The organism is Carboxylicivirga litoralis, from assembly GCF_025499605.1.
GTDB lineage: Bacteria > Bacteroidota > Bacteroidia > Bacteroidales > Marinilabiliaceae > Carboxylicivirga > Carboxylicivirga litoralis.
In genome coordinates this window covers 297177-319660 of sequence record NZ_JAFMVC010000001.1, presented here as the reverse complement: position 1 = coordinate 319660, position 22484 = coordinate 297177, and the positions used below count along the sequence as shown (strand labels likewise).

The window sequence follows — 22484 nt, the reverse complement described above, 5'->3', positions numbered from 1 at the left end:
GTTTTTAAATCAGCGCCATTTTAATGTATACTCTATTGTGTCAAAAAAGGTTGTAGCTAAAAATATATTTAATTAATAATAAAAGTTCAAGTTAATGTTAACTAAGACTGGTTGAGTTGCTTACGACTTGTTCGGCACCCGTGAGAATTAATTTGAACTGCTCAATTTGATTTGGAGAGCCTAATACAAATAATTTATCTGCTGGTGTAATTTCAATGTCGGGTGAGGGGTTGAACAGGTATGCACCTTCTCCTGTTTTTATGCCCACCAGGTTTGCACCAGATTTTTCTCTCAATTTTAACTCTCGGATGGTCTTTTTGTAATTAACAACAGCCAGTTTGTTACAATCGATTTCCATGAGCTGTACGTCTTTGGAGCGTTGTAGTAAGATGTACTCCATAAATTCAACCACATCGGGCTGTGTAACTAATTTAGCCATGCGCTGGCCACCAATTCGATCAGGCATAATCACATTGGTAGCACCTGCTCGTCTAAGTTTGGTGTCGGAACGGAAGTCACTTGCACGGCTGATGATTTTCAGTGAAGGATTCATTTCGGCAGCTGTCAAAACCACAAACATGTTATCCGCATCATTAGGAAGAGCTGTAATCAAAGCTCTGGCTTTCCTTATTTGTGCGGCATCCAGTACCTCTTCAGAGCTGGCATCTCCTTGTACATATAAAAGTTCAGGATCTTCAAGGATGCGCGAAACCACATGGTCGCGCTTTTCAACTATAACAAACTGTTCTCCGTGCTCCGACAATTCAACACAAGCCTGGTAGCCATTGCGTCCAAATCCACAAACAATAACGTGATCTTCTAATTTGACAATCTTTTTTCTCAATTGATAAGCTTTATATGATTGATGCAATACGCCTTCAAAAACAATACGTGTTACCTGGGTGATGACATAACCAAAAATTCCTAAGCTAAAAATAATAAGAAAAACGGTAAAAATCTTACCTGCATCGGTTAAAGGTACAACTTCCCGAAAACCAACAGTAGCCATTGTTATAACTGTCATGTAAACAGCATCGACAAATCGGTAGCCTTCAATAAGTATAAAGCCGGCCGAACCGATGGCAATAGTCAGTATCAACAGGCCTGCGGCTGTTAAGAGGGCTTTGATTGTATCGTGGTATACTGTATTGTTTTCTATCTTTTGCATAAAACTTCATGTCCGATTCTGCAACTCAGGCATTTCTTATTATTGCAATAGGTCTTTTTCAGGTAAATGAGTGCTTGAGCTTGTGCCTCATTTTCTGAAATAATTCCTAATTCAGCCCATTTATCAATGATGATGTTTTTTTCTGCGGGCTGTTGATAAAGATAGTCAATGATTTTTTCTTTTTGTACTTCGTTATGGTGTTTTGCCGAATATATAAACAGGTAAGGGATAATTGTATTGTAAATTATCCTTAGTCGTGATGGTTTTCCTAATGTTTTATTGGATGAGTTTGATGACTGAGTATTTAGTCGATAATGATTTTTCCAGTAGTCTGAAACAGTAATGTCTATCAAAGTTAAAGGGTGCTTCTTGTTTTGCAGGTTGAGCAATGTATCGAAGCATCCTTTTGTATAAACAATGAGTTGCGCTAACTGTGCGAGGCGTATTGTTGGAAAATTGGCTGGCCGAAGGCGAAGAAACTTCCAAAGGTGTTGCTCAATAGGTTTGAAATTGTATTTTTTTCTCAGAAACTCATATTCTTTTTTTAGTGCAATAGAATAATTATCCGTCATTGCATTAGCCAGAAAACCTGCCTGACCAAATAAAATAGCTTCTACCTGAAATAAATTATCGGCATGCTTAAGTATGGTGTTAAAAGGTGTTTGTCGTGCCATGAGTTCAAAAGGTAAGCCGTTTATCCCAAAACCAAAACTGCGGCACAGTAGCACAAAAAAGACCTGATCCCAATTATTATTTGATTCCTCAAGTAAGGATTCGATAAGAAGTGATTTTTCCTGTAATTTTTCAATCAAGAGTCGGTCAATCCATTGATGGAGGGTGAAATCCTGAACCGCTGAAATGGCATCTGCACAAGGAATCCAACTTTCGTTAAAATATAGTTGCTGGTAATTATTTCGTAATTCAGGGCTGATCTCAATCTGACATACGGGAATTTCCCTTTCTTTTGAGTTTAAGGTGGATGATGTATGCTGTTCAACAACATGCAGGATAACATTATTGTAGGTCGAATCTTTGTGATGTTGATGCTCATACCATTCTTTTTCATTCTGATGAATTTCCACATTGCCTGCCCAAAGTGTGTCGTCTATTTTAATCTTCGCATTAAAAAAGTCAGGGCCTCCATCGGTGTTTCTGGTGCCGGGATGAATGACTTCCATTTGTTCGCCAGCTACAGTAGTGAGTTCGGGTTTGTAAAGTTTGTGCTGCCAGATGTAATGTAGAAATTCTTCGTTCATGAGGATTGGTTTAGCAACTGAAATTAAAATATATTGTTAAGAAGCGCAAGTTGCTATTGTGATTAGAGCAACAAAAAAGCCCGAAACAAAACTGCTTCGGGCTTTCATATATTATAGATGGTTGTTAAATCAGACCATGCTGTTTTAGTAACTTCTCCATGTCTTGCTGAACAGCAATGGCATTTTCGCGCGCTTTCTCAGCAAAATCTTCAGCATCGCTGGCGTAAATAATACCTCGACTTGAGTTGACTAACAGACCACATTTACTGTTCATTCCGTTTTTAGCCACTTCTTCTAAACTTCCTCCTTGTGCACCCACTCCAGGAACCAATAAGAAGTGATTTGGAATCAGTTTGCGTATATCTGCCAGCATTTCAGCTTTAGTGGCACCTACTACATACATTAAGTTTTCTTCCGTTCCCCATGTGGCACTGGTTTTAATCACTTTCTCATATAACTTCTCGTCCTTCTCTTCCATAAACTGGAAGTCGAAAGCACCTTTGTTTGAGGTCAATGCCAATAAAATTACCCACTTGTCAACATGTGTTAAGAATGGCTTTACCGAATCTTCGCCCATGTATGGAGCAACGGTTACTGAATCAAACTCCATGTGGTCGAAGAATGCCTTGGCATACATCGCTGAGGTATTGCCAATATCGCCACGCTTGGCATCGGCAATAATGAAAATGTCAGGGTAATTGTATTTGATGTAGTTAACCGTTTTTTCCAACGAGTTCCAGCCATTTACGCCCAGGCTCTCGTAAAATGCCAAATTTGGTTTGTAGGCAACCGCTACATCGTGTGTTGCATCAATAATCTGCTTGTTGAAAGCAAAGATAGGATCAGTCGTGTCTAATAAGTGACGTGGAATTTTATTGATGTCGGTATCCAACCCAACGCATAAAAAACTCTTCTTCTTTTTAATGTTTTCAAAAAGCTCTTGTGATGTCATATTGTATAGCTGTTAGCTGCTAGCTGTTAGCTGCTAGCAAAATGATTATTTGTTTAAAAAAAGCTAATAGCTAATAGCTAATAGCTGTCAGCTGTAAAAATGCGAATCGCATTTTTACATTTCGCTTGCTTTCAAGCGCTCAGCATTTTCTTCAACGATTAGTTTATCAATGATTTGCTGAATATCACCATCCATAATGGCTGGCAAGTTGTACATTGTCAGGTTGATGCGGTGATCGGTAACTCGTCCTTGCGGATAGTTGTAAGTACGGATCTTAGCCGAACGGTCGCCTGATGACACCATCGTTTTACGCTGCGATGAAATCTCATCCAGGTATTTCTGGTATTCCAAGTTGTAAAGACGCGTACGTAGTTCAGCCATGGCTTTATCTAAGTTCTTCAGCTGTGATTTTTGATCCTGGCAAGTAACCACAATGCCTGATGGGATGTGTGTTAATCGGATAGCTGAATAAGTGGTGTTAACCGACTGTCCACCAGGTCCTGATGCACAGTAAGTGTCTTTACGGATATCTTCAGTCTTTAATTCAATATCAAACTCTTCGGCCTCAGGTAAAACCGCTACAGTGGCAGCTGATGTATGAACACGCCCTTGTGTTTCGGTTTGTGGCACACGCTGAACGCGGTGAACACCTGATTCATATTTTAAAATACCATACACCCCAGTTCCCGTTACGTTCATCACCACTTCTTTATAACCTCCGGACGTCCCTTCGTTGCTATTGGTGATTTCAACGCGCCAGCCTTTGTCCTGGCAATATTTGGTATACATACGTGCTAATTCGCCGGCAAAAATACTGGCTTCATCACCACCTGTTCCGGCACGGATTTCAAGCACTGCATTTTTGCTGTCCTGAGGATCGGCAGGGATGAGAAGTACTTTAATTTCTTCCTCCATCACTGGAAGCTTGGCTTCCAACTCGTCCAACTCCATTTTGGCCATCTCTTTCATCTCTGGATCCGTCTCTTCTTTGAGCATCTCCTTTGTTGATTCGATGTTGTTTAAAGTGTTTTCAAATTCGTTACGAACTGTAACCACTTTTTCAAGCTCTGAGTATTCTTTGTTGAGCTTAACATATCTTTTGGTGTCAGCAATAACTTCCGGATTGGTAATCTGCTCAGATACCTCCAGGAAACGCAATCGAAGACCTTCCAGTTTTTCTAATAAATCGTGTTGTGCCATATCTTAGTTGTTGACAATCATTAAACAATTGACAGGCGTATAAACGTCTATCGTTCAATTAGCTGTTCTGAAAATGAACGTTGGTCATCGGGCGAAGTCGAGATGAAATTATATGAATATATATTATCAATAGATAATCACTTCGGCTTCGCTCAGTGAGCAAGTGTTTTCAGTTGCCTTTAATATTCGAAAGTACCAAATTCACTTTCGATGGTCAGTTTTTTGCCTTCGTGCGCTTCCACACGACCAACAACTTGTGCGTCGATGTTAAATGATTTGGCAATTTCAATAATTTTATCAGCCTTTTCAGGTGATAAATATATTTCGTAGCGATGTCCCATGTTAAACACTTTGTACATCTCTTTCCAGTCTGTACCTGATTCTTCGTGAATGGTTTTGAAAAGAGGCGGAACATCAAATAAGTTATCTTTAATTACATGGACATTATCCACAAAGTGCAATACTTTGGTTTGAGCACCACCCGAACAGTGAACCATACCGTGAATATCGCTGCGCATTTCGTCCAATACCTTTTTGATTACCGGGGCATAGGTTCTGGTAGGCGAAAGTACCAATTTGCCGGCATCAAGCGGGGAGTCTTTTACGCTGTCGGTTAATTTGTAGTTACCTGAGTAAACCAAATCTTCCGGTACTGAACCATCAAAACTCTCAGGGTATTTTCCTGCCAAGTATTTGGCAAAAACGTCGTGGCGGGCAGAAGTTAAACCATTACTTCCCATACCACCATTGTATTCTTTTTCGTAAGTCGCCTGACCTGATGATGATAAACCAACAATAACATCGCCGGGCTGAATGTTGTGGTTCGAAATCACATCACTACGCTTCATGCGGCAAGTTACCGTGCTGTCAACAATAACAGTCTTTACAAGATCACCCACATCAGCTGTTTCGCCCCCGGTAGGGTATATGCTGATGCCCATTTCTCTCAACTCAGCCAGTAGTTCATCTGTTCCATTAATAATGGCAGAAATGACTTCACCCGGAATCAGGTTTTTGTTACGACCAATGGTTGATGAAACCAGGATGTTTTCTGTAGCACCAACACACAACAAGTCATCCACGTTCATGATGATGGCATCCTGAGCTATTCCTTTCCAAACCGATACATCACCTGTTTCTTTCCAGTAGAGATAAGCCAGTGATGACTTTGTTCCGGCGCCATCGGCATGCATAATATTACAATATTCATCATCGCCCCCAAGTATGTCAGGAACAATTTTGCAGAATGCCTGTGGAAATACGCCTTTGTCAATGTTTTTAATGGCGTTGTGTACATCTTCTTTTGAAGCGGAAACGCCGCGTTGGTTGTATCTCGAATCTGAGCTCACAAGTATAAATTTATCAGTTTTTTACCCTATTTCGGAGTGCAAAAATAGTACAATCTTTCGGCATCATCAAAAAAAGCGTCTATAGAGTCGTGTTTTATGCTAAAATCCATTTAGTGAAGGATTCAGTGGCTTATGGTGTGTCAGTGAATACTAAAATAATGTTCTTTATTAGGGGAATTATGTTCTTTTTAAGTTGTATATCTATCAAGAGAATGATTTTGTCTGCAGAAATCCGTAATTTGCAAACGTTAACAATGGTTAAAAACTGTTGTCATTTGTATTGTCGATAACGACGAAAGGAAAACACAAAATAATTATAGACATATAAGGGTTGTATATAATTAAGGAGGTAATGGAAGGGAAATTAATTGATATGCAAATTGGAAATCTGTCGTCTGATGAAAGAGCTGTTGTCTTTGAACAGCTTTATATGAAATATCATGGCAGATTGGTTTTGTATGTTAATAAATATGTGCATGATACTGAGCTGGCTAAAGATATTGTTCAGGAGGTTTTTACTGCTTTTTGGAAACAGATTGAACATCGGACTTTTAAAGGTAATGCGAAAGCCTATTTATTTCAGGCGGTCAGAAACAAGGCCTTAAATACAATACGAGATAACAAAAAACTACAAACTATTGACGAAACTCCGGCTGCCGTGATGAATGCGGCTGAGCGTTCTGTTGTTTGCAATCCAGATAATCCCTTCACAAGTCTTTTGGAGTTGGAACTCGAAGAGCAGTTCGGACAGGTTATGAATCGTTTGCCAAAGGGATGTGTAGAGGTGTTTCAAATGAGTCGTAATGAAGGCTTAAAAAACAAAGAAATTGCTGAAAGGATGGGAGTCTCTGTTAAAATGGTAGAAAAACAGATTACCAAAGCGTTATTTGTGTTCAGGAAGGAATTTGCCGAATTGCTATCTATTTTCTTATAAATCATTAGATGTTTTAGTTTTCAATGCAGCACACTACTTACTTGTAAGGTGGTGAAGCGTTGTTATTCTATTGGGTATGTGAAAAAATGTAAAAAATCTTAAAATTATGGGTAGGGTAAAAAGCAGTTGATGTGTTATAGCAATGAAGCCTGAAAAGAAATGGATTTACAAACAATAGAAAAAAGAATAATTGATTACCTGGAAGGTGATTTGTCTCTTAAGGAGCAATATGAGCTAGTTGATTGGGTTAAAGAGAACGAAGGCAATGCTCGATATTATGTTGAAATAAAAGATGTATGGGAAAGCTCTTATCTTGATGCCAATGAGGTGGCTGATACCAGGCAAGAATGGTTGAAGTTTAAATCTCATATTCAAAATGTGTCTGTTAACTCTGCTTTAAAGCTTAAAAAGGTGTTGAGAATCTGGCAGGCTGTAGCTGCTGTAGTTGTGGTTTTGTTAGCTGGGGTCAGTTTCTTAATGCTTTATCAACAAAATGCAGGTACTGAGGTGCTTCTCGTTAAAACGGTTGTGCCAAGTGGAGAAAAAAGTCGACTCGAACTACCTGATGGTACAATTGTATGGATTAATTCTGCCTCAGTGTTGACCTATAACACGGATTATGGGCGTGTCAACCGTAACATTAGCCTTGAAGGTGAAGCTTATTTTGAAGTGGCCTCCAACGCCGATTTGCCATTTTTGGTGCACACTAAAGATTGTGAAGTGAAAGTGTTAGGGACAAAATTTAATGTGATGGCCTACGCTTCATCGCCACATACAGAAACCTCTTTACTCGAAGGTAGAGTTGATGTGTCTTTGTTGAATGGGAAAAAGGTGGGAATACTACCTGGTCAGGTGGCTTTGGCCAATGGCTACAGAAATAGTCTGCAAATAATTGAAGGTAATATTAACAATATTATCTGCTGGAAAGATAATGTGTTGAAGTTTGATAATACACCTCTTACTGAGGTGATTGAGAAGCTGGATAAATGGTATGGTGTTGCTATAGAGCTAAATAATAGTGAGCTATTGGCACAGAAACGTTTTACGTTTACGGTTAAGTCTGAATCATTGAGTGAATTACTAAATATTATGAAACTAGTTCAGCCGCTTGAATATCATATTGATGGAGAGCGGGTTTCTATTACAATTCTAAACCTTTAGCCTATGTAAAAGAAATTAAAAGAGATTGTTAGCCAAAATCAGGAATATGCGCCAACATACTCCTGATAAGATTTAAAACATCCAATTGCAGTTGGATATTCATTAACATTCATTACAAAACTATGAAAAAAAGTGCAGAAAAAGCCTGTTCGGGAGGCTGGTATGCTTCCTGGCTACAAACATTAAGAATTATGAAACTACTGATACTATTTGTATTGGTGGGTACATTGCAGTTATCAGCCAATGTTTACTCGCAATCAAAAGTGAACCTAAATCTCAAAGATGTTAGCATCAAGCAGCTTCTTGAGGAGATTGAAAAACAGACCGATGTAACTTTTATTTACAGCGATTCAAATATCGATGTAAATAAAGGTATAACCGTTAAAGCTGACAACCAGTCGTTAGAAGACCTGCTGGCTACTGTATTTAAAAGCAGTGATGTGCGGTACTCTATGATTGAGAATCATGTTGTGTTGTCAGCTGTTGTAAAAAATAACAATAGTATTCAACAACAAACCTTAACAGTCACCGGGAAAGTCACCGATATTAATGGTGAGCCGCTTCCAGGCGTTAATGTTTATGAAAAGACGAACCCTCAACACGGTGTTATCACCGGTATCGATGGAACTTATAATATTGAGGTAGACAATGCCGATGATGTAATAGTATTTTCCTACATCGGGTTTACAGATCAGGAGGTTGTTGTTGGAGGAACCCGTGAAATTAATATTACCCTGATTGAAGAAACAACTGGTTTGGACGAAGTAGTGGTTACAGCTTTGGGTATTAAGCGCGATAAAAAAGCTCTTGGTTACTCGGTAAGTTCTATTAAGTCTGATGAATTGGTAAAAAGTGGTGTGCCGGTAAACCCTTTGACATCGTTATATGGTAAGGCTGCAGGTGTTAAAATCTCAGGCACAGCTAATGGTCCTACCGGAGGTATGATTATTAATATCCGTAACTCAGTATCGCTGACAGAATCTTCATCTACTCGTCCTTTATTTGTGGTGGATGGTATTCCAATCTTTGATGAGAATTCAGGAATGAACAGAAATGATAGGGATGGACGTGACCGTGGTACTGGTATCAACGATATCAATGCTGAAGATATTGAGTCGGTGGAAATTCTAAAAGGAGCTAAGGCGTCTGTGTTATATGGGCATGCGGGTGCGAATGGAGTTGTTTTAATCACTACTAAATCGGGTAAAAGCAAAAAAGGTTTTGGTGTTGAAGTGGCATCAAGTTATACCTGGGACAATACAGCCTTTGTGCCTGATTTACAAAATGAGTTTGGTACAGGTAATACCATGGCTGTTGAAGGGCTTGATGCCGATATGACTGATGAGTATGGATTTAAGTATCAAGATGTTAATGGTGTGAAAACGCCTGTATTTTGGGGTTCTGGTGGTGCTGCCGGATGGGGACCTAAAATGGATGGTCGTGAAATATTATGGTGGGATGGACAGATGAGGCCTTATACAGCACAACCGGATAACTACAGTGATCTTTTTCAAACTGGTCACTTGGCAACTAATAGCGTTGCATTATCAAATGCTGGTGAAGTTGGAAACTTCCGTTTTTCATACACTAATAAGCAGTATACAAGTACAATTATAGGTGCTGAGCAGAAAAACCACATACTAAGTTTTAATGGAAATATTAATATTTCCGACAAAATCAAGCTAGGCTATATCAGTAATTATTATTACACATTTAACCACAATGCACCTTTCCGAATGCAGGATGAGTTGGTGACATATGGTGTGAATCGCGATATGAAGCCTGAATTATGGAAACAGAATATCCATGACGAAACGGGTGTTTATTGGTATTTTAGAGACAAGGAACGTCGTGAGGCAGCAGGTTCTGCAGCTAGTCAGATTGGTTCTACATACTTCTGGAACCAGACACAGAATGATTTTGATGAAGAACGTCACCACTTTATCCAGTCGGCTAATTTGGGTATTGAATTCACCGATTGGTTGTCACTTTCTTTACGCTCAGGATTTGATATGACACGCAAATTGGGTGAAGTGAAAAAGAAAGTAATGCGTCCGTTGGATGAAGATCCTACACAAGGTTATTACTCGGTTAGTGAGCGAAACATTCTTAAGCTAACTAATCAGGCACTCTTAAATTTCGATAAGAAAATCAATGATGATTTCAGGTTATCTGGGTTTATAGGTGGTGTTTATGAATATAGTATGGACCGAAGTTTAAAGTCATTAACACAGGAATTTTTAATTGAGAATTGGTTCTCTTTAACTAATTCACGTAAAGATGTGAAATCTGAAGGTAGCGGGAGTCGTACTTCATATACTCTTTATGGTGTGTTAGGTTCGGCGCAAATAGCTTTCCGCGATTATTTGTATTTAGAGGTACAAGGACGGAATGACTGGTCAAGTATTTTACCTCCTGCTAACAATAGCTATTTCTACCCAGGTGTCAGTCTGTCATGGATTGCAAGTGAAGCATTGGCGTTGCCTGATTTTATTAAGTATGCTAAGTTCCGTGCATCTTATGCTGATGTGGGGCGTCCAGGACCAGCCTATTTTGGTAACCTGAATTTTAATGTTGATAGTTACAATGGTATTCCATATCAAACAGCATCAAGTGATATGCCACCAGTTGATTTTGATAAAGCGATTGCCGAAGGTACATTCCCAACTGAAAACCTGAAGCCAGAACGTAAGCGTGAAATAGAGATGGGTTTTGAAGCTAATATGTTTCAGGGTAATCGTTTAGGAATTGATTTCTCATGGTTTAAAGCCAATACATATGACCAGATAATGGCTTTGGATGTTCCGCGCTCATCAGGTGTAAACCGTATTATTACTAATGCTGGGGATGTTCAAAATAATGGTATTGAATTGCAATTGACCGGTAAGCCAATTATGACAAATAACTTCGTATGGAGTGCTACCCTTAACCTGGCTAAGTATAACACTAAGATTAAAAAATTAGCAGAAGGTGTTGAAATACTTCCATTATGGGGTGTTACAGGTGCAAGTCGTGAAGCACGTGTAGGTGGTGAATTTGGTGAATATTATATTAATCCATGGTTACGCGATGAAAATGGTAACCTTGTAGTTGGCTCAAATGGTGTTTATGAGTTTGATACTGAAAATCAGGTTAAAGTAGGTAAAGAATTACCTGATGTAATAGGTGGTTTTAATACTAATTTTGGTTATAAAGGATTCTATCTGGATTTTGACTTTGACTTCCAGTTTGGAGGAACGTTAATTTCTCAAACAAACATGTACTTGCGAGGCAATGGTACAGGTGTTGAGTCATTAAAATATCGCGATGAAGCAAGAGGAGGTTTGCCATATTATATCAATAACAATGGTGATTTAGTAGGATTAAGTTCTCATTCAGATGCAGCACCTACTGATTCGAAGTATGAATGGATATTCCATGATGGAGTTATTCTGGACGGTGTAAAAGGTGATGGAACGCCTAATGATCAATTAATCAGTGCTCAGCAGTATTACGAAAGAACTTATTGGCAAGGCTATATGGATATTACAGAAGATGTGGTATTTAAGAGTGATTATTTAGCCTTACGTCGCATCACTTTTGCTTATGAAGTACCAAAGAAGTACTTAAGCAATACATTCCTGACCAGAGCCAGAGTTTCAGTTTTCGGAACCAATATTGCTTATCTATATAAGGATATTCCAAACGTTACTCCGGAATCATTTGCAGGTACCAATGAGTTTACTGAGTACTCTGGTTTACCAGGTGTAAGAAGTTATGGATTTGAAGTTAAACTTGCTTTCTAAATAAAATACTATGAAAATATATAAGATACATGACCTGATTAGTAAACTACTTTTACTAATGTTGACAGGCCTCGTTTTAGGATTGTCTTCTTGTCAGGATGAACTGGAAGAAGAGTTTTACAACCCGGATAAAGTGACCCAGGCAGATTTTGCTATGCTCTTTACAGGTGCGCTTCAGCCAACTGAACTGTTTCGTCTCGAATATGGACCTGGTTATCACCAGTGCCGTGCTTTTAATCGTTTGTTTGGTTTGGGAACATTCCCTTATGCAGCATTTAATAATTATGAGCCAGGTTCATATACCTTATGGACAGGTTGGTCTGGAGCAACATTGAGAAATACTCAGTTCAATAAAACATATGTGGATTTCAACAAGAACATCCCGGTGATGAACTTGTTGCTCAATAATTTGTCGGAAGAAGAACAGGAAGACTATGCCATTTATGTACATTGTATTAATATCGTTAAGGCCTACATGTTTCAGCGTCTGACTGATATTTATGATGATGTGCCATTTTCTGAGGCAAATGGAGCTTATCAGAAAAAATTCTGGGCGAAGTATGATACCCAGGAGTATATCTATACAACATTATTGGAGTCATTAGATGAAATTCAAACCATACTAGATGGTTATGAATTAAATAGCTCCCTGGCTCACCAGAAGTTTTTGGTACATGATATTCTTAATGATGGTAATATTGAGCAGTGGCGAAAATTTGCTAATTCCTTACGATTAAGAATGGCCATGCGTTTAAGCAATGTGGATGCGGCTAAAGCACAGGAAATTATTGGCGATATTATTTCTAATAATCAACCAGTAGTTTCTGAGGCCGAGGATTTCATTGGGTTGGCAGAAACCGACTATGCGCACGTGATGGCATGGTATTGGCCAAGAGCCATGAAGGAAATGTGGTATAATTTTCATGCACCACGTTTTGTAATGCAGGATATCTTTGGATATACTTCACCAACTGCACCTGCCGATCAGATTGATCCAAGGACATATGTAGTATTTCAACCTAATCAATGGGGTGATTATGTAGGTTGTGATAGTTGGGGACCTACTCAGTTTGACAAAATCCAAACGGATATGGAAGCTTTAGGGTATGATCAGGAGCGTATTGACAATGCTAAGAACTGGGCATATGATGACCATTTAGAACCTTATTTCTCGTTCTATAACAAGAAAACCTTTTTTAACTTTGACATGGAGTACCCTGCATTTTCACCAACTGAAACGCACCTGTTATTGGCTGAAGCTGCCATCAGATATCCGGGTGTTGCTGGAAGTGTTAATGCTGCCGAGGAGTATCGTACAGCTATTTCACAGTCTATTGATTGGTTTTACGAGGTGAATGGAAGTAACACGTTTGATGATGCATCGTCTCCAGCTATACCAGTTGCCATTATGGATGGTTCACAACCTTCAAAGCCTGATGCTGCTACTATAGCTGCATTCCTTGATAATAAAGTGGCTGCATTTAATGCGATGAGTGACTATGATAAGATTAAAGAGATCTTTTATCAAAAAATGGCTCATTTGAGCATTTTAAACTATTGGGAAGTGTGGAGTGAAACTCGACGCCTTCAGAAGGATTACGGTGTTTTAACACCTACTTCTGATATTTTTGTGTGGATGGAGCGTTTCTATTATCCATCAAGTGAAGAGACAACTAATCCTGATAACTTTGCAGCAGTTGCATACAAAAATGACCACGATACACCAGTTTGGTGGACGGGACGAACAAAAGAATAACAACTAATCGGGAAACAATGAATTGGGGGAGTTAGGTAACTAGCTCCCTCTTTTTTGTTTCTGTATTTTAGTATAGTAATAAAATTTAGAGAAGTAGATTAAACATTTAATAAAGGCATGGCTTGCAACTTTTAAATAGCTGTTATCAAGAGGTTTGAGTAATTGATTTCATATCGAACCCAGGTTGTTACAATTATATAATTGTGAGATATATTACATTTGTCTAATAATCGCTTTCTCATATGCTCAAAAAACTCGATCCTTTTATAATTGGCCTTATAACAATGATTGCATTGGCTTGGTTTTTTCCACAACCAGGTATCTATAATGGAAAAATCAATTTGGAGTTATTAACTGATGTAGGCATTACGCTTATATTCTTCTTTTATGGCTTGAAGCTAAGTCCGCAACAAATGAAAGAAGGATTGAGTAATTATCGTCTTCATCTGCTCGTTCAATTGGCAACATTCGTATTGTTTCCCTTGATAATTATAGCTTTCAAGCCTTTGATGAGGAGCGAGGAGCAACAAATGATATGGTTAGCGATGTTTTTTTTAGCAGCGTTGCCATCCACTGTTTCATCGTCGGTGGTAATGGTGGTGTTAGCCAAAGGAAATATGGCCGGTGCTATTTTTAATGCCAGCATATCCGGATTGATAGGAATAGTTGTTACGCCCCTTTGGATGGGGTTATTCTGGACTGCCGAAGGTGCTTTTGATTTTTCAGAAATCATACTTGACTTGTTACTCAAGATATTAGTACCTGTCATTGTGGGGCTAGTATTACACAAATACTTTGGTGCATTTATAAAAAAACATATAAAGCAATTGGCTCGTTTTGATAAAATGGTGATTCTGCTTATCGTTTACAAGAGTTTTAGCAAGTCGTTCACTGCCGGACTATTTGAAGAAATTAGCTGGCTTGATTTATTGTTAATTGGTATTTCGGTCTTAGCGCTGTTCATTATTGTTTATGGTGTAATTGGTTTTCTGTCAGGGTTAATGAATTTTAATCGTGAAGATAAGATTGCTGCTTTGTTTTGTGGTTCAAAAAAGTCGTTGGTGCACGGAACAGTATTTTCTAAAGTGCTGTTTCAGAATGTGGCCGGGCAAGGATTGTTTTTGGTGCCCATCATGATTTATCATGCTTTTCAATTAATTATAGTGAGTTTTATCGCGCAGAAAAAAGGAAAGCAGATGTAAAATAACCTCTGTTTGTATCTCGTAAACATAGTTGGTCAACTATTGAACATACTTGTCCGCCAGATGATGTTGATAGTTAATATATTTGGATACTTCAATCTGACTCTTGTCAATAACCCTTTAAATTGATTGAAAATATACAGCTATGAGACAAGTCCTTTTAAGCCTATTGTTGGCACTATTTTTATTTGCCTGTCAGTCTTCAACGATGACTTTAATCAAAAATGGCAAATCAGATTACAAAATTGCAATAAGTGCTAATGCTACATCTTCAGAGAAAGAAGCTGCTGAAGCATTACAGCAATATATTTTAAAATCGACCAAGGCAAAGCTGTCTATAATAAATGGATCAGAGGTATATGAAGGGCCTGTTATTAAGCTTATAATTGATGAGGATAGCGATAGTCCGTTTATAGCTTACCGCATGAATGGTGCCGATTTACACATTGTGGCGAGTGACGCACAATACCTAAGGTATGCTGTTTATGAGTTTTTGGAGCGGGAACTTTCCTGCCGGTTTTGGGCACCGGATGCAGAAACAGTTCCACTACAGGCAAAATTACTGATTAATAAAGATAAAAGTTATAGCTATTCGCCGCCTGTACATGTGCGCACTGTTCATTCGAAGTTATTTTACGAGCATCACGGTTTTGCCGATAAGCAAAGGGTGACATACGAAGCTTTCCCAATGTATGCTCCGGGAGCAAGAGTACATACTTTTCATCGTTTTGTTCCCGCAGATAAGTACTTCGAGGAACATCCGGAATATTATGCCATGATTAACGGGAAAAGGAGACCTACTCAGCTTTGTTTAAATCATCCGGATGTGTTGAAAATTGTTAAAGAAAAGGTTGCCGATATTTTTATCAATAATCCAACTGCATCTGTTGTATCGGTTAGCCAGGATGATAATACCCAATATTGTCAATGTGAAAAATGTGCTGCTGTTGATAAAGAAGAAGGCAGTCCGTCCGGTTCGATGATTCGTTTTGTGAATGCCGTCGCTCAATCTTTTCCTGATAAAACAATATCAACGCTGGCGTATCAATATACCCGTAAAGCATGCAAAACAAAGCCGCTGGACAATGTGCTGATTACACTTTGCTCCATCGAATGCGATCGTAGTAAACCTATTGAAGAAGGTTGTACTGATTTTGCAACTGATTTACAAGACTGGAAACAACTAACTGAAAACATTCGTATTTGGGATTATACTACTCAGTTTACTAATTTCTTAGCACCCTTCCCCAATATTTATACGCTGGCGCCCAATATCCGATTTTTTGCAGATAATAATGCTAAGTGGATTTTTGAACAGCATAGCCATAACCCGAGTGAATTATTTGAACTCCGTTCGTATGTGATGGCACGCCTGCTATGGGATCCGCAACGCAATACCGATGTGCTTATTCGCGAGTTTTGCGATGGTTATTATGGTAAGGCCGGTCATGAAATAGCCGAATATATTAGTCAGTTGCATAATGAATTGGCGCTGAAACCTGATTTCTTCCTGTTTTTGTATGGAGGACCATCTCAGGCTTTTGCTTCTTTTTTGAGGCCGGAAGCATTGGATATCTATAACGGAATCTTTGACCAGGCCGAGGAAAAAGTGGTTGATGCGCCAGAATTATTAAAGCGTGTAAGACGGGCAAGGCTTGGAGTAAGGTATGCTACGTTGGAAGCTTGTAGGGCTAATCTTTCGGAGAAATATTCCCTGCGTAATAGTGATTTTGTAAAGAAAGAAGTCGATGCTTTTGAGCAGAGTTGTAGCGATGGTGATATTAACATGATGAATGAAACCTGCTTTATGGTGACTGATTATCTGGAGCTATATAAACGTCATCAGGAACGCGCTGCTATTAATAATCTGGCATCAGGTAAAACAGTGACACTCTTGACGAAACCTAAAAAATATGCCGATGAAAATCCGCAAACACTTACTGATAATGCTTTTGGTGGCGGAAGTTTTTATGCCAATTGGTTAGGTTTCGAAGGTAATGATATGGTGGCTGTTATTGATCTTGAGCAAGAAGAAATGATTCAATATTTGTCAACTGGTTTTCTTCAAGTGATGAACCATGTGGTATTTTTCCCTCAGGTGGTTAAGTATTCTGCATCGACCGATGGGATTCATTACAATGCCTTAGGAAAAGCCATTAATCGCCGGCCATTAAAAAAGGACAGCAAAATAAACGATACCCAACTATTTAGTGTATCCTTTCCGAAAACGAAAGCCAGGTATATCAGAATAGAAGCTGAAAATATGAAGGTAGCTCCGGACTGGCATCATGCTGTTGGTCTTCCTTCGTGGATATTTGCCGATGAGGTACAAGTAAATTAGCAGCACATCAGGCGAGGCGGTAATTTTTTACTATCATTGCAGCCATTTATAAATCGCCATGGAAGAAATAGGAAAATATGTCGCCGTTTATTTAGCCGGAGCATCAGGTATCTGGAAAGGAATTCCCGTTGGCATTGCTTTTGGTCTGAAACCTTGGATGACGGCATCGTTGGTTTCATTAGGCGCTGTTTCTTCGGCTTTACTGGTTTATTTTTCAGGCGAACCGTTTCGTAAGTGGCTGATGAAGAAATATGGCACTAAGACTTTTGAAGCGAAGAAAGCCAAGTTCTCCACCTGGATGGAAAAATATGGGGTTCATGGTTTAGGATTGATGGTAACTGGTTTGCTGGGCCCCTTTATCGCCTTGATTATTGGCATGACTCTGCTTGATAATACGCGAAAGTTTCTGCTTTACCTACTAGTAGGTATTGTGTTGTGGAGCTTTGGAATAACTTATCTGTCGGAGCCAATGGTTATTCTGGTTAAGAAATTAGTTGCTAGCCATTAGAAACTAGCCTCTGGCAACTGAAATTTCACTCCTTAATTCTAAATTCAATACGCCTGTTTAAATTGTGCGCCGCCTCTTTGTTAGAATTACCTCTTATTTGCTTGATAAAACGCTGCGATAATTCATCACCTTCATCTAAGAACTTATATTTCTTAGCTTGACGTTTAGTGACAGTTATTGGTTCGGAATCTCCAACACCTTTAGCTGATAAGCGTTCAGTAGTAATGCCTTTGTCCATCAGGTAATCCATAACAGCCTGTGCTCTTTTTTGTGATAGAACCACGGCCTGCGAATTGGAGCCTTCGCCTGAAGCATGGGCCACAATCTCCAATACAATTTCTTTGTTCATGCCTAAGATGGCTGCTAAACGGTTCAATTCCTGCTGTGCATCATGGTTCAATTCCGGGTCATCCTTGGCAAAATGAATGTTTTTCAGAACGATGGCGTCTTCCATAGGCATCATGCCTACTTCAAAGTCAAATTCCTTATTGTCGGCCAATCCTATGGTCGATAGCTTATGTTTGTAGTTAAAGTAACCTTTTGAAGCCACCATAAATACATATTCGGTGCGTGGAGCCAGCTTAGCACCAAAACTACCATCGTTTCGTATGTTGAGCTTGACATTGGTGCCATCCGTTCCAATCAAACGTAAATAGGCATCCGTGATTGGTTCATCCGTTTTCTGGCTGTACACCTGGCCTTTCATACTGAACTCAAGTTTTGGTAAACTAAATTCATACAGATTATCAACCCCTTTGGAGCTGCCTCGCGATGAGCTGAATATGCCTGCTTCTTCCAGGCCTTTAAAAGCAATGCCAAAATCATCACCTTCACTGTTGATAGGATGTCCTAGGTTATGCACTTCCCAGTCTTGCTTTTCTTCGTTAAACACAGCACGGTAAATATCTAAACCACCGTAGCCAATATGTGCGTCAGAACTAAAGTAGATAGAGCCATCAAGGCGCACGGAAGGAAACATTTCATCACCGGCCGTGTTGATGACACTGCCCATATTAACTGGTTCGCCCCAGCCTCCTTCGCCACCTTTTTTAGTTTTCCAGATGTCTTTACCACCTTGTCCACCTGGCATGTCACTTACAAAATACAATGTTTCACCATCGGGTGAGATAGCCGGGTGGGCTACAAGCAAACTATCTGCAATCTCAATCTGTGCAGGTTCGCCCCATTTGCCGCCCGAACGACTGACCAAAAACATTTCTGCACTTCGAGCTTGCTCATTATCATAGCGACAGCGGGTAAAATACATTTCTTTCCCATCGGCCGACATGGTGGCACTGCCTTCGTCAAATTGTGTGTTGATGGTTTCGTCCAGTAACTCAGGATCGGTCCATTCGCCTTTGGCATCAATCTTAGCCATGTAAATATTCGAACCTCCCTGGCCTGTTATTCGGCTCTTCTTGCGCTTTTTCTTTTCGGTGCGCATCGATGAGAAATAGATTTGGTCGTAGTCGGTACTGGCATAACCCGGTGAAAAATCGCTGTATCGCGTATTGTTTAGCTTTTTAATTTTCTCAACAGTATAACGTGTTCTAATGGAGTCGTTCATAGCCAGCTTACACGATGCAATGCCGTTATGAGCACGTTTATCCAGTGGCTCTTTTTCCAGGTAGGCTTCGTAGGCTTCAATGGCGTCCTCATATTTTTGAGAAGCCAACAAACAATCGCCTAGATAAAGACCAGCATCTGCCATTTCGTAATTATAACGAACAGCTCTTTTGTATTGCGAATGTGCTTTCCTGGGTTTGTTTGTTTTGCGGTAACATTCTCCAAGGTAATAGGAGATTTCACCTTTTGTGTAACGCTGTTTCTCTCTACGGTAGGCCTTCTTAAACTGCACGGCAGCTCGGTCATATTCACCAATGAGGTAAGCTTTATTGGCATTTCCAAGTTTGCTGCCTCCAATACATCCGCTTAGGGCAGTAGAGATTACAAAAAAGTATATAAGGTATTTGAAGTCTGCTTTAATGGGCATCAGGTCCGAATTTTTATAAAGAACCAAAAATAAATAATTATTAGACACATAAAAAACGATGGAGCAGTGGTTTTATTGTCAACGCAGTTCGTTTAGATGCTGATTTTATGTCTTGAAATTGGCTGATTTGTAAAGAAATAATATTTTTAAGAACTATTAACGACCTAAACCAACATGCATGAAATGGTATAATGTTCTACTAACATTGGTATTTGTACTGATGTTTGTTGCTTGTGGAAATAATGAGGATAACAATCAGGAAAGCAATCAGGAAGAGGCAATAGATGAGGTTGCTGATGATATTACCGGGAGTTTATTTTCATATGAGAAAGACTGGGAGGAGATAAAAGAAGATGGAGTACTAAAGGTGCTGACCACCTATAGTGGAACCAGTTATTTTCTGTATAAAGGGCGACCAATGGGTTTTGAGTATGAACTATTGGAGAAGTTTGCCAAAGCCAAAGAATTAAAAATTGACTTGCAAATAGTAGGCAGTATCGATAGCCTGTTTTATTACCTCAATCGGGGTGATGTTGATTTGGTGGCTCACGGCATTACTGAAACCCGGAAGCGTAAAGAATTTGTCAGTTTTACTGAGCCTCTTTATACGAGCCGACAAGTACTGGTGCAGAAAATGCCCGATAAATGGTTCGACCTTCATTGGAAAGAAATAGAAGATGCTTTGCTGCATGATGCCATTGAATTGATGGGAGATACAGTGTCTGTGCGCGTGCATTCATCATACCATCAGCGATTAAAGAACCTGGCTGATGAGATTGGTGGAGAGATATTTATCGATACATTGTCTGGCGAATTAACAACGGAAGAAATTATTGAAATGGTAGCCGATGGTCGTGTGAAACAAACGGTAGCTGATTTAAATATTGCCACACTGATGGCTTCGTATTATCCTATTTTAAATATTGACGTACCGGTTAGTACCACCCAAAATATGGCTTGGGTAGTTCGAAAAACGTCGCCTAAACTATTGAAAGAAATTAATAAGTGGCTGACGGCGTATAAAAAGAAAAGTGAGTATTATGTCATCTATAACAAGTACTATAAAAACAAAAAAGATTATCGTCGTCGGGTAAAAAGTGATTTCTATAGCCTGAAGCATAACCAGATAAGTAAATACGACGATCTGATAAAAGAAGAGGCGAAAAAGATTGATTGGGATTGGCGTTTGTTAGCATCACAAGTCTATCAAGAGTCGAAGTTTAACCCATCGGCCGTGTCTTGGGCCGGGGCGGTTGGCTTGATGCAGATGATGCCCGCCACCGCCAAAGAGTTAGGCGTTCATTGGCGCAGCAACCCCCAACAAAGCATGGATGGTGGTGTTCGTTATCTTTCACGAATAATTGGCTATTACGATGATGTGAGCGATCCTATTCAGAAAATTAAATTTACTTTGGCGTCCTATAATTGTGGTCATGGTCATGTAACAGATGCACGTGCTTTGGCCAGAAAGTATAATTTGAATCCGGATGTTTGGGATGAGAACGTGGAGAAGATGATACTGGCATTGCGTTACCCTAAAAATTTTAATGATCCAGTCGTTAAGCATGGTTATCTAAGAGGCACAGAGCCTTACACCTATGTACAGCAAATTTTTGAACGTTACGAGCATTATAAGAAGTTTATTAAAGAGTAGTTAAAAATCAGAAATGAACTTTAACGGATGTCATCTCTATTGGTTGTTCACAAATAAAGATGACATCCGTATTGTTTTGAGGGAGTGATACGCACAAGCTACCCTTTCGTTATCCCCCAATAATGGCATTTATACCATAAGACTCAAAAATATCTATAATCTCCTGCATACGTTCTGGTGATGGTGCTTCCATTTGGCCTTTATCATAGGCTTCACCTAGCTTTGTATATTTTTTTTCGGCGATGTTATGAAAAGGAAGTAGGTTAACCATTGGCTTTTCTCCATTTAAATCAGCCAATAGCTTGGCCGATTCATGAATGTTCCAATCATCATCGTTGACTCCCTTAATGAGCGGTATGCGGATATTGATATCAACACCGGTTTTAGCCAGCATTTTTAAGTTTTTAATAATATTCTCGTTGGGCATGCCAGTCCATTTTTGATGTTTAACCGAATCCATCATTTTCAAATCATATAAAAAATGCTCGGTTCGCTTAGCTACTTCCATCAATATTTCGGGGCTGGCATAGCCAGTTGTATCTACGCAGCGGTGGATGCCTTCTTTGCCACAGGCATCCAGCAGAGGAATCAAAAACTCATGATGAAGCAAAGGTTCGCCACCCGAAAAAGTAACGCCTCCTTCTGATTTATCCATCAGCATGGTTTCCTTTTTAATTTGCGTCATCATTTCTTCGGTGCTCATCACTTTGCCAGTCATCTCAATGGCTAGGGTTGGGCAAACGTCGGCACAGATGCCACATAACTTGCAGTTTTCAATATTGGTTACAATGCCATCAGGCGCAAGCGACAAGGCATTCTCTGGACACTGTTTTACGCACTCTTCGCAGGCAATGCACTTGCTGTTATTGTACATTTTCTGCTGTAGTTTGCTCTGACTTTCGGGATTGTGACACCACCTGCAGCGCAACGGACAACCCTTTAGAAAGATGGTGATGCGTATGCCCGGACCATCGTTAATGGCATAGCGTTTTATATCGAATATTAAAGAGGGAGTTACCATTGCTTACTTAGGTTTTGTTAAGAAGATTAATTGTTAAGTGGTATTATTTTTTAAAACAAAGAGTTTAATCGTTTTTACCTCCCCGCCTACGGCACCCCTCCTAAAATTGGAGGGGAGTGATTTACAATCTGTAATTCAGATGTTTGAATAATTATTGACATCTTGCCAATCAACTCTCCTCCTTTAAGGAGGAGTACCTCGCTT

At 39.5% G+C, this 22484-nt stretch carries 15 protein-coding genes; 8 read left to right on the top strand and 7 right to left on the bottom strand.

What is annotated here, in order from left to right; translation table 11 throughout:
• Positions 1-97 precede the first annotated feature (97 nt).
• From J1N10_RS01315 to J1N10_RS01295, 5 genes are all read right to left on the bottom strand, one after another.
• Positions 98-1168 (bottom strand): potassium channel family protein, encoded by a 1071-nt coding sequence (locus tag J1N10_RS01315; protein ID WP_262324866.1) that lies wholly within the window; start codon positions 1166-1168, stop codon positions 98-100.
• Positions 1156-2424 (bottom strand): DUF2851 family protein, encoded by a 1269-nt coding sequence (locus tag J1N10_RS01310; RefSeq protein WP_262324865.1) that lies wholly within the window; start codon positions 2422-2424, stop codon positions 1156-1158. The genes J1N10_RS01315 and J1N10_RS01310 overlap by 13 nt, the downstream gene beginning before the upstream one ends.
• A 124-nt stretch (positions 2425-2548) precedes the next feature.
• Positions 2549-3376 (bottom strand): orotidine-5'-phosphate decarboxylase, encoded by an 828-nt coding sequence (gene pyrF, locus J1N10_RS01305; RefSeq protein WP_262324864.1) that lies wholly within the window; start codon positions 3374-3376, stop codon positions 2549-2551.
• Between the two features lie 114 nt (positions 3377-3490).
• Complete coding sequence (gene prfA / locus J1N10_RS01300) at positions 3491-4576, bottom strand: peptide chain release factor 1 (RefSeq protein WP_262324863.1); 1086 nt, start codon at positions 4574-4576, stop codon at positions 3491-3493.
• 179 nt (positions 4577-4755) lie between these two features.
• A complete protein-coding gene (locus J1N10_RS01295; protein ID WP_262324862.1) occupies positions 4756-5925 on the bottom strand; it encodes an AIR synthase related protein in 1170 nt (389 codons plus the stop codon).
• Positions 5926-6277: 352 nt separating this feature from the next.
• Between J1N10_RS01295 and J1N10_RS01290 the strand changes: the two genes are divergently transcribed.
• The 7 genes from J1N10_RS01290 to J1N10_RS01260 all read left to right on the top strand — a co-directional run bounded on the left by J1N10_RS01290 (position 6278) and on the right by J1N10_RS01260 (position 17612).
• Complete coding sequence (locus tag J1N10_RS01290) at positions 6278-6859, top strand: RNA polymerase sigma-70 factor (RefSeq protein ID WP_262324861.1); 582 nt, start codon at positions 6278-6280, stop codon at positions 6857-6859.
• 159 nt (positions 6860-7018) lie between these two features.
• A complete protein-coding gene (locus tag J1N10_RS01285) occupies positions 7019-8020 on the top strand; it encodes a FecR family protein (protein ID WP_262324860.1) in 1002 nt (333 codons plus the stop codon).
• Between the two features lie 122 nt (positions 8021-8142).
• A complete protein-coding gene (locus J1N10_RS01280) occupies positions 8143-11805 on the top strand; it encodes a SusC/RagA family TonB-linked outer membrane protein (protein ID WP_262324859.1) in 3663 nt (1220 codons plus the stop codon).
• A gap of 10 nt (positions 11806-11815) precedes the next feature.
• Complete coding sequence (locus J1N10_RS01275) at positions 11816-13561, top strand: SusD/RagB family nutrient-binding outer membrane lipoprotein (RefSeq protein ID WP_262324858.1); 1746 nt, start codon at positions 11816-11818, stop codon at positions 13559-13561.
• Between the two features lie 242 nt (positions 13562-13803).
• Positions 13804-14763: a bile acid:sodium symporter family protein gene (locus J1N10_RS01270; RefSeq protein ID WP_262324857.1), complete on the top strand. Its 960-nt coding sequence runs from the start codon at positions 13804-13806 to the stop codon at positions 14761-14763.
• Positions 14764-14908: 145 nt separating this feature from the next.
• On the top strand, positions 14909-17104 hold the full coding sequence (locus J1N10_RS01265) for a DUF4838 domain-containing protein (RefSeq protein WP_262324856.1): 2196 nt from the start codon (positions 14909-14911) through the stop codon (positions 17102-17104).
• Between the two features lie 58 nt (positions 17105-17162).
• Positions 17163-17612, top strand: a complete 450-nt coding sequence (locus J1N10_RS01260) for a small multi-drug export protein (RefSeq protein WP_262324855.1) — start codon at positions 17163-17165, stop codon at positions 17610-17612.
• A gap of 25 nt (positions 17613-17637) precedes the next feature.
• Here the strand turns inward: J1N10_RS01260 and porE are convergent, their stop codons facing one another.
• A complete protein-coding gene (gene porE, locus J1N10_RS01255; RefSeq protein ID WP_262324854.1) occupies positions 17638-19605 on the bottom strand; it encodes a PorE family type IX secretion system protein in 1968 nt (655 codons plus the stop codon).
• Positions 19606-19783: 178 nt separating this feature from the next.
• On the opposite strand from porE, the gene J1N10_RS01250 reads away from it, so the two are divergent.
• Complete coding sequence (locus tag J1N10_RS01250; RefSeq protein ID WP_262324853.1) at positions 19784-21259, top strand: MltF family protein; 1476 nt, start codon at positions 19784-19786, stop codon at positions 21257-21259.
• 109 nt (positions 21260-21368) lie between these two features.
• On the opposite strand, the gene J1N10_RS01245 is transcribed toward J1N10_RS01250, so the two are convergent.
• Entirely contained in the window at positions 21369-22280 is a 912-nt protein-coding gene (locus J1N10_RS01245) for a glycyl-radical enzyme activating protein (protein ID WP_262324852.1), read from the bottom strand.
• Positions 22281-22484 lie beyond the last annotated feature (204 nt).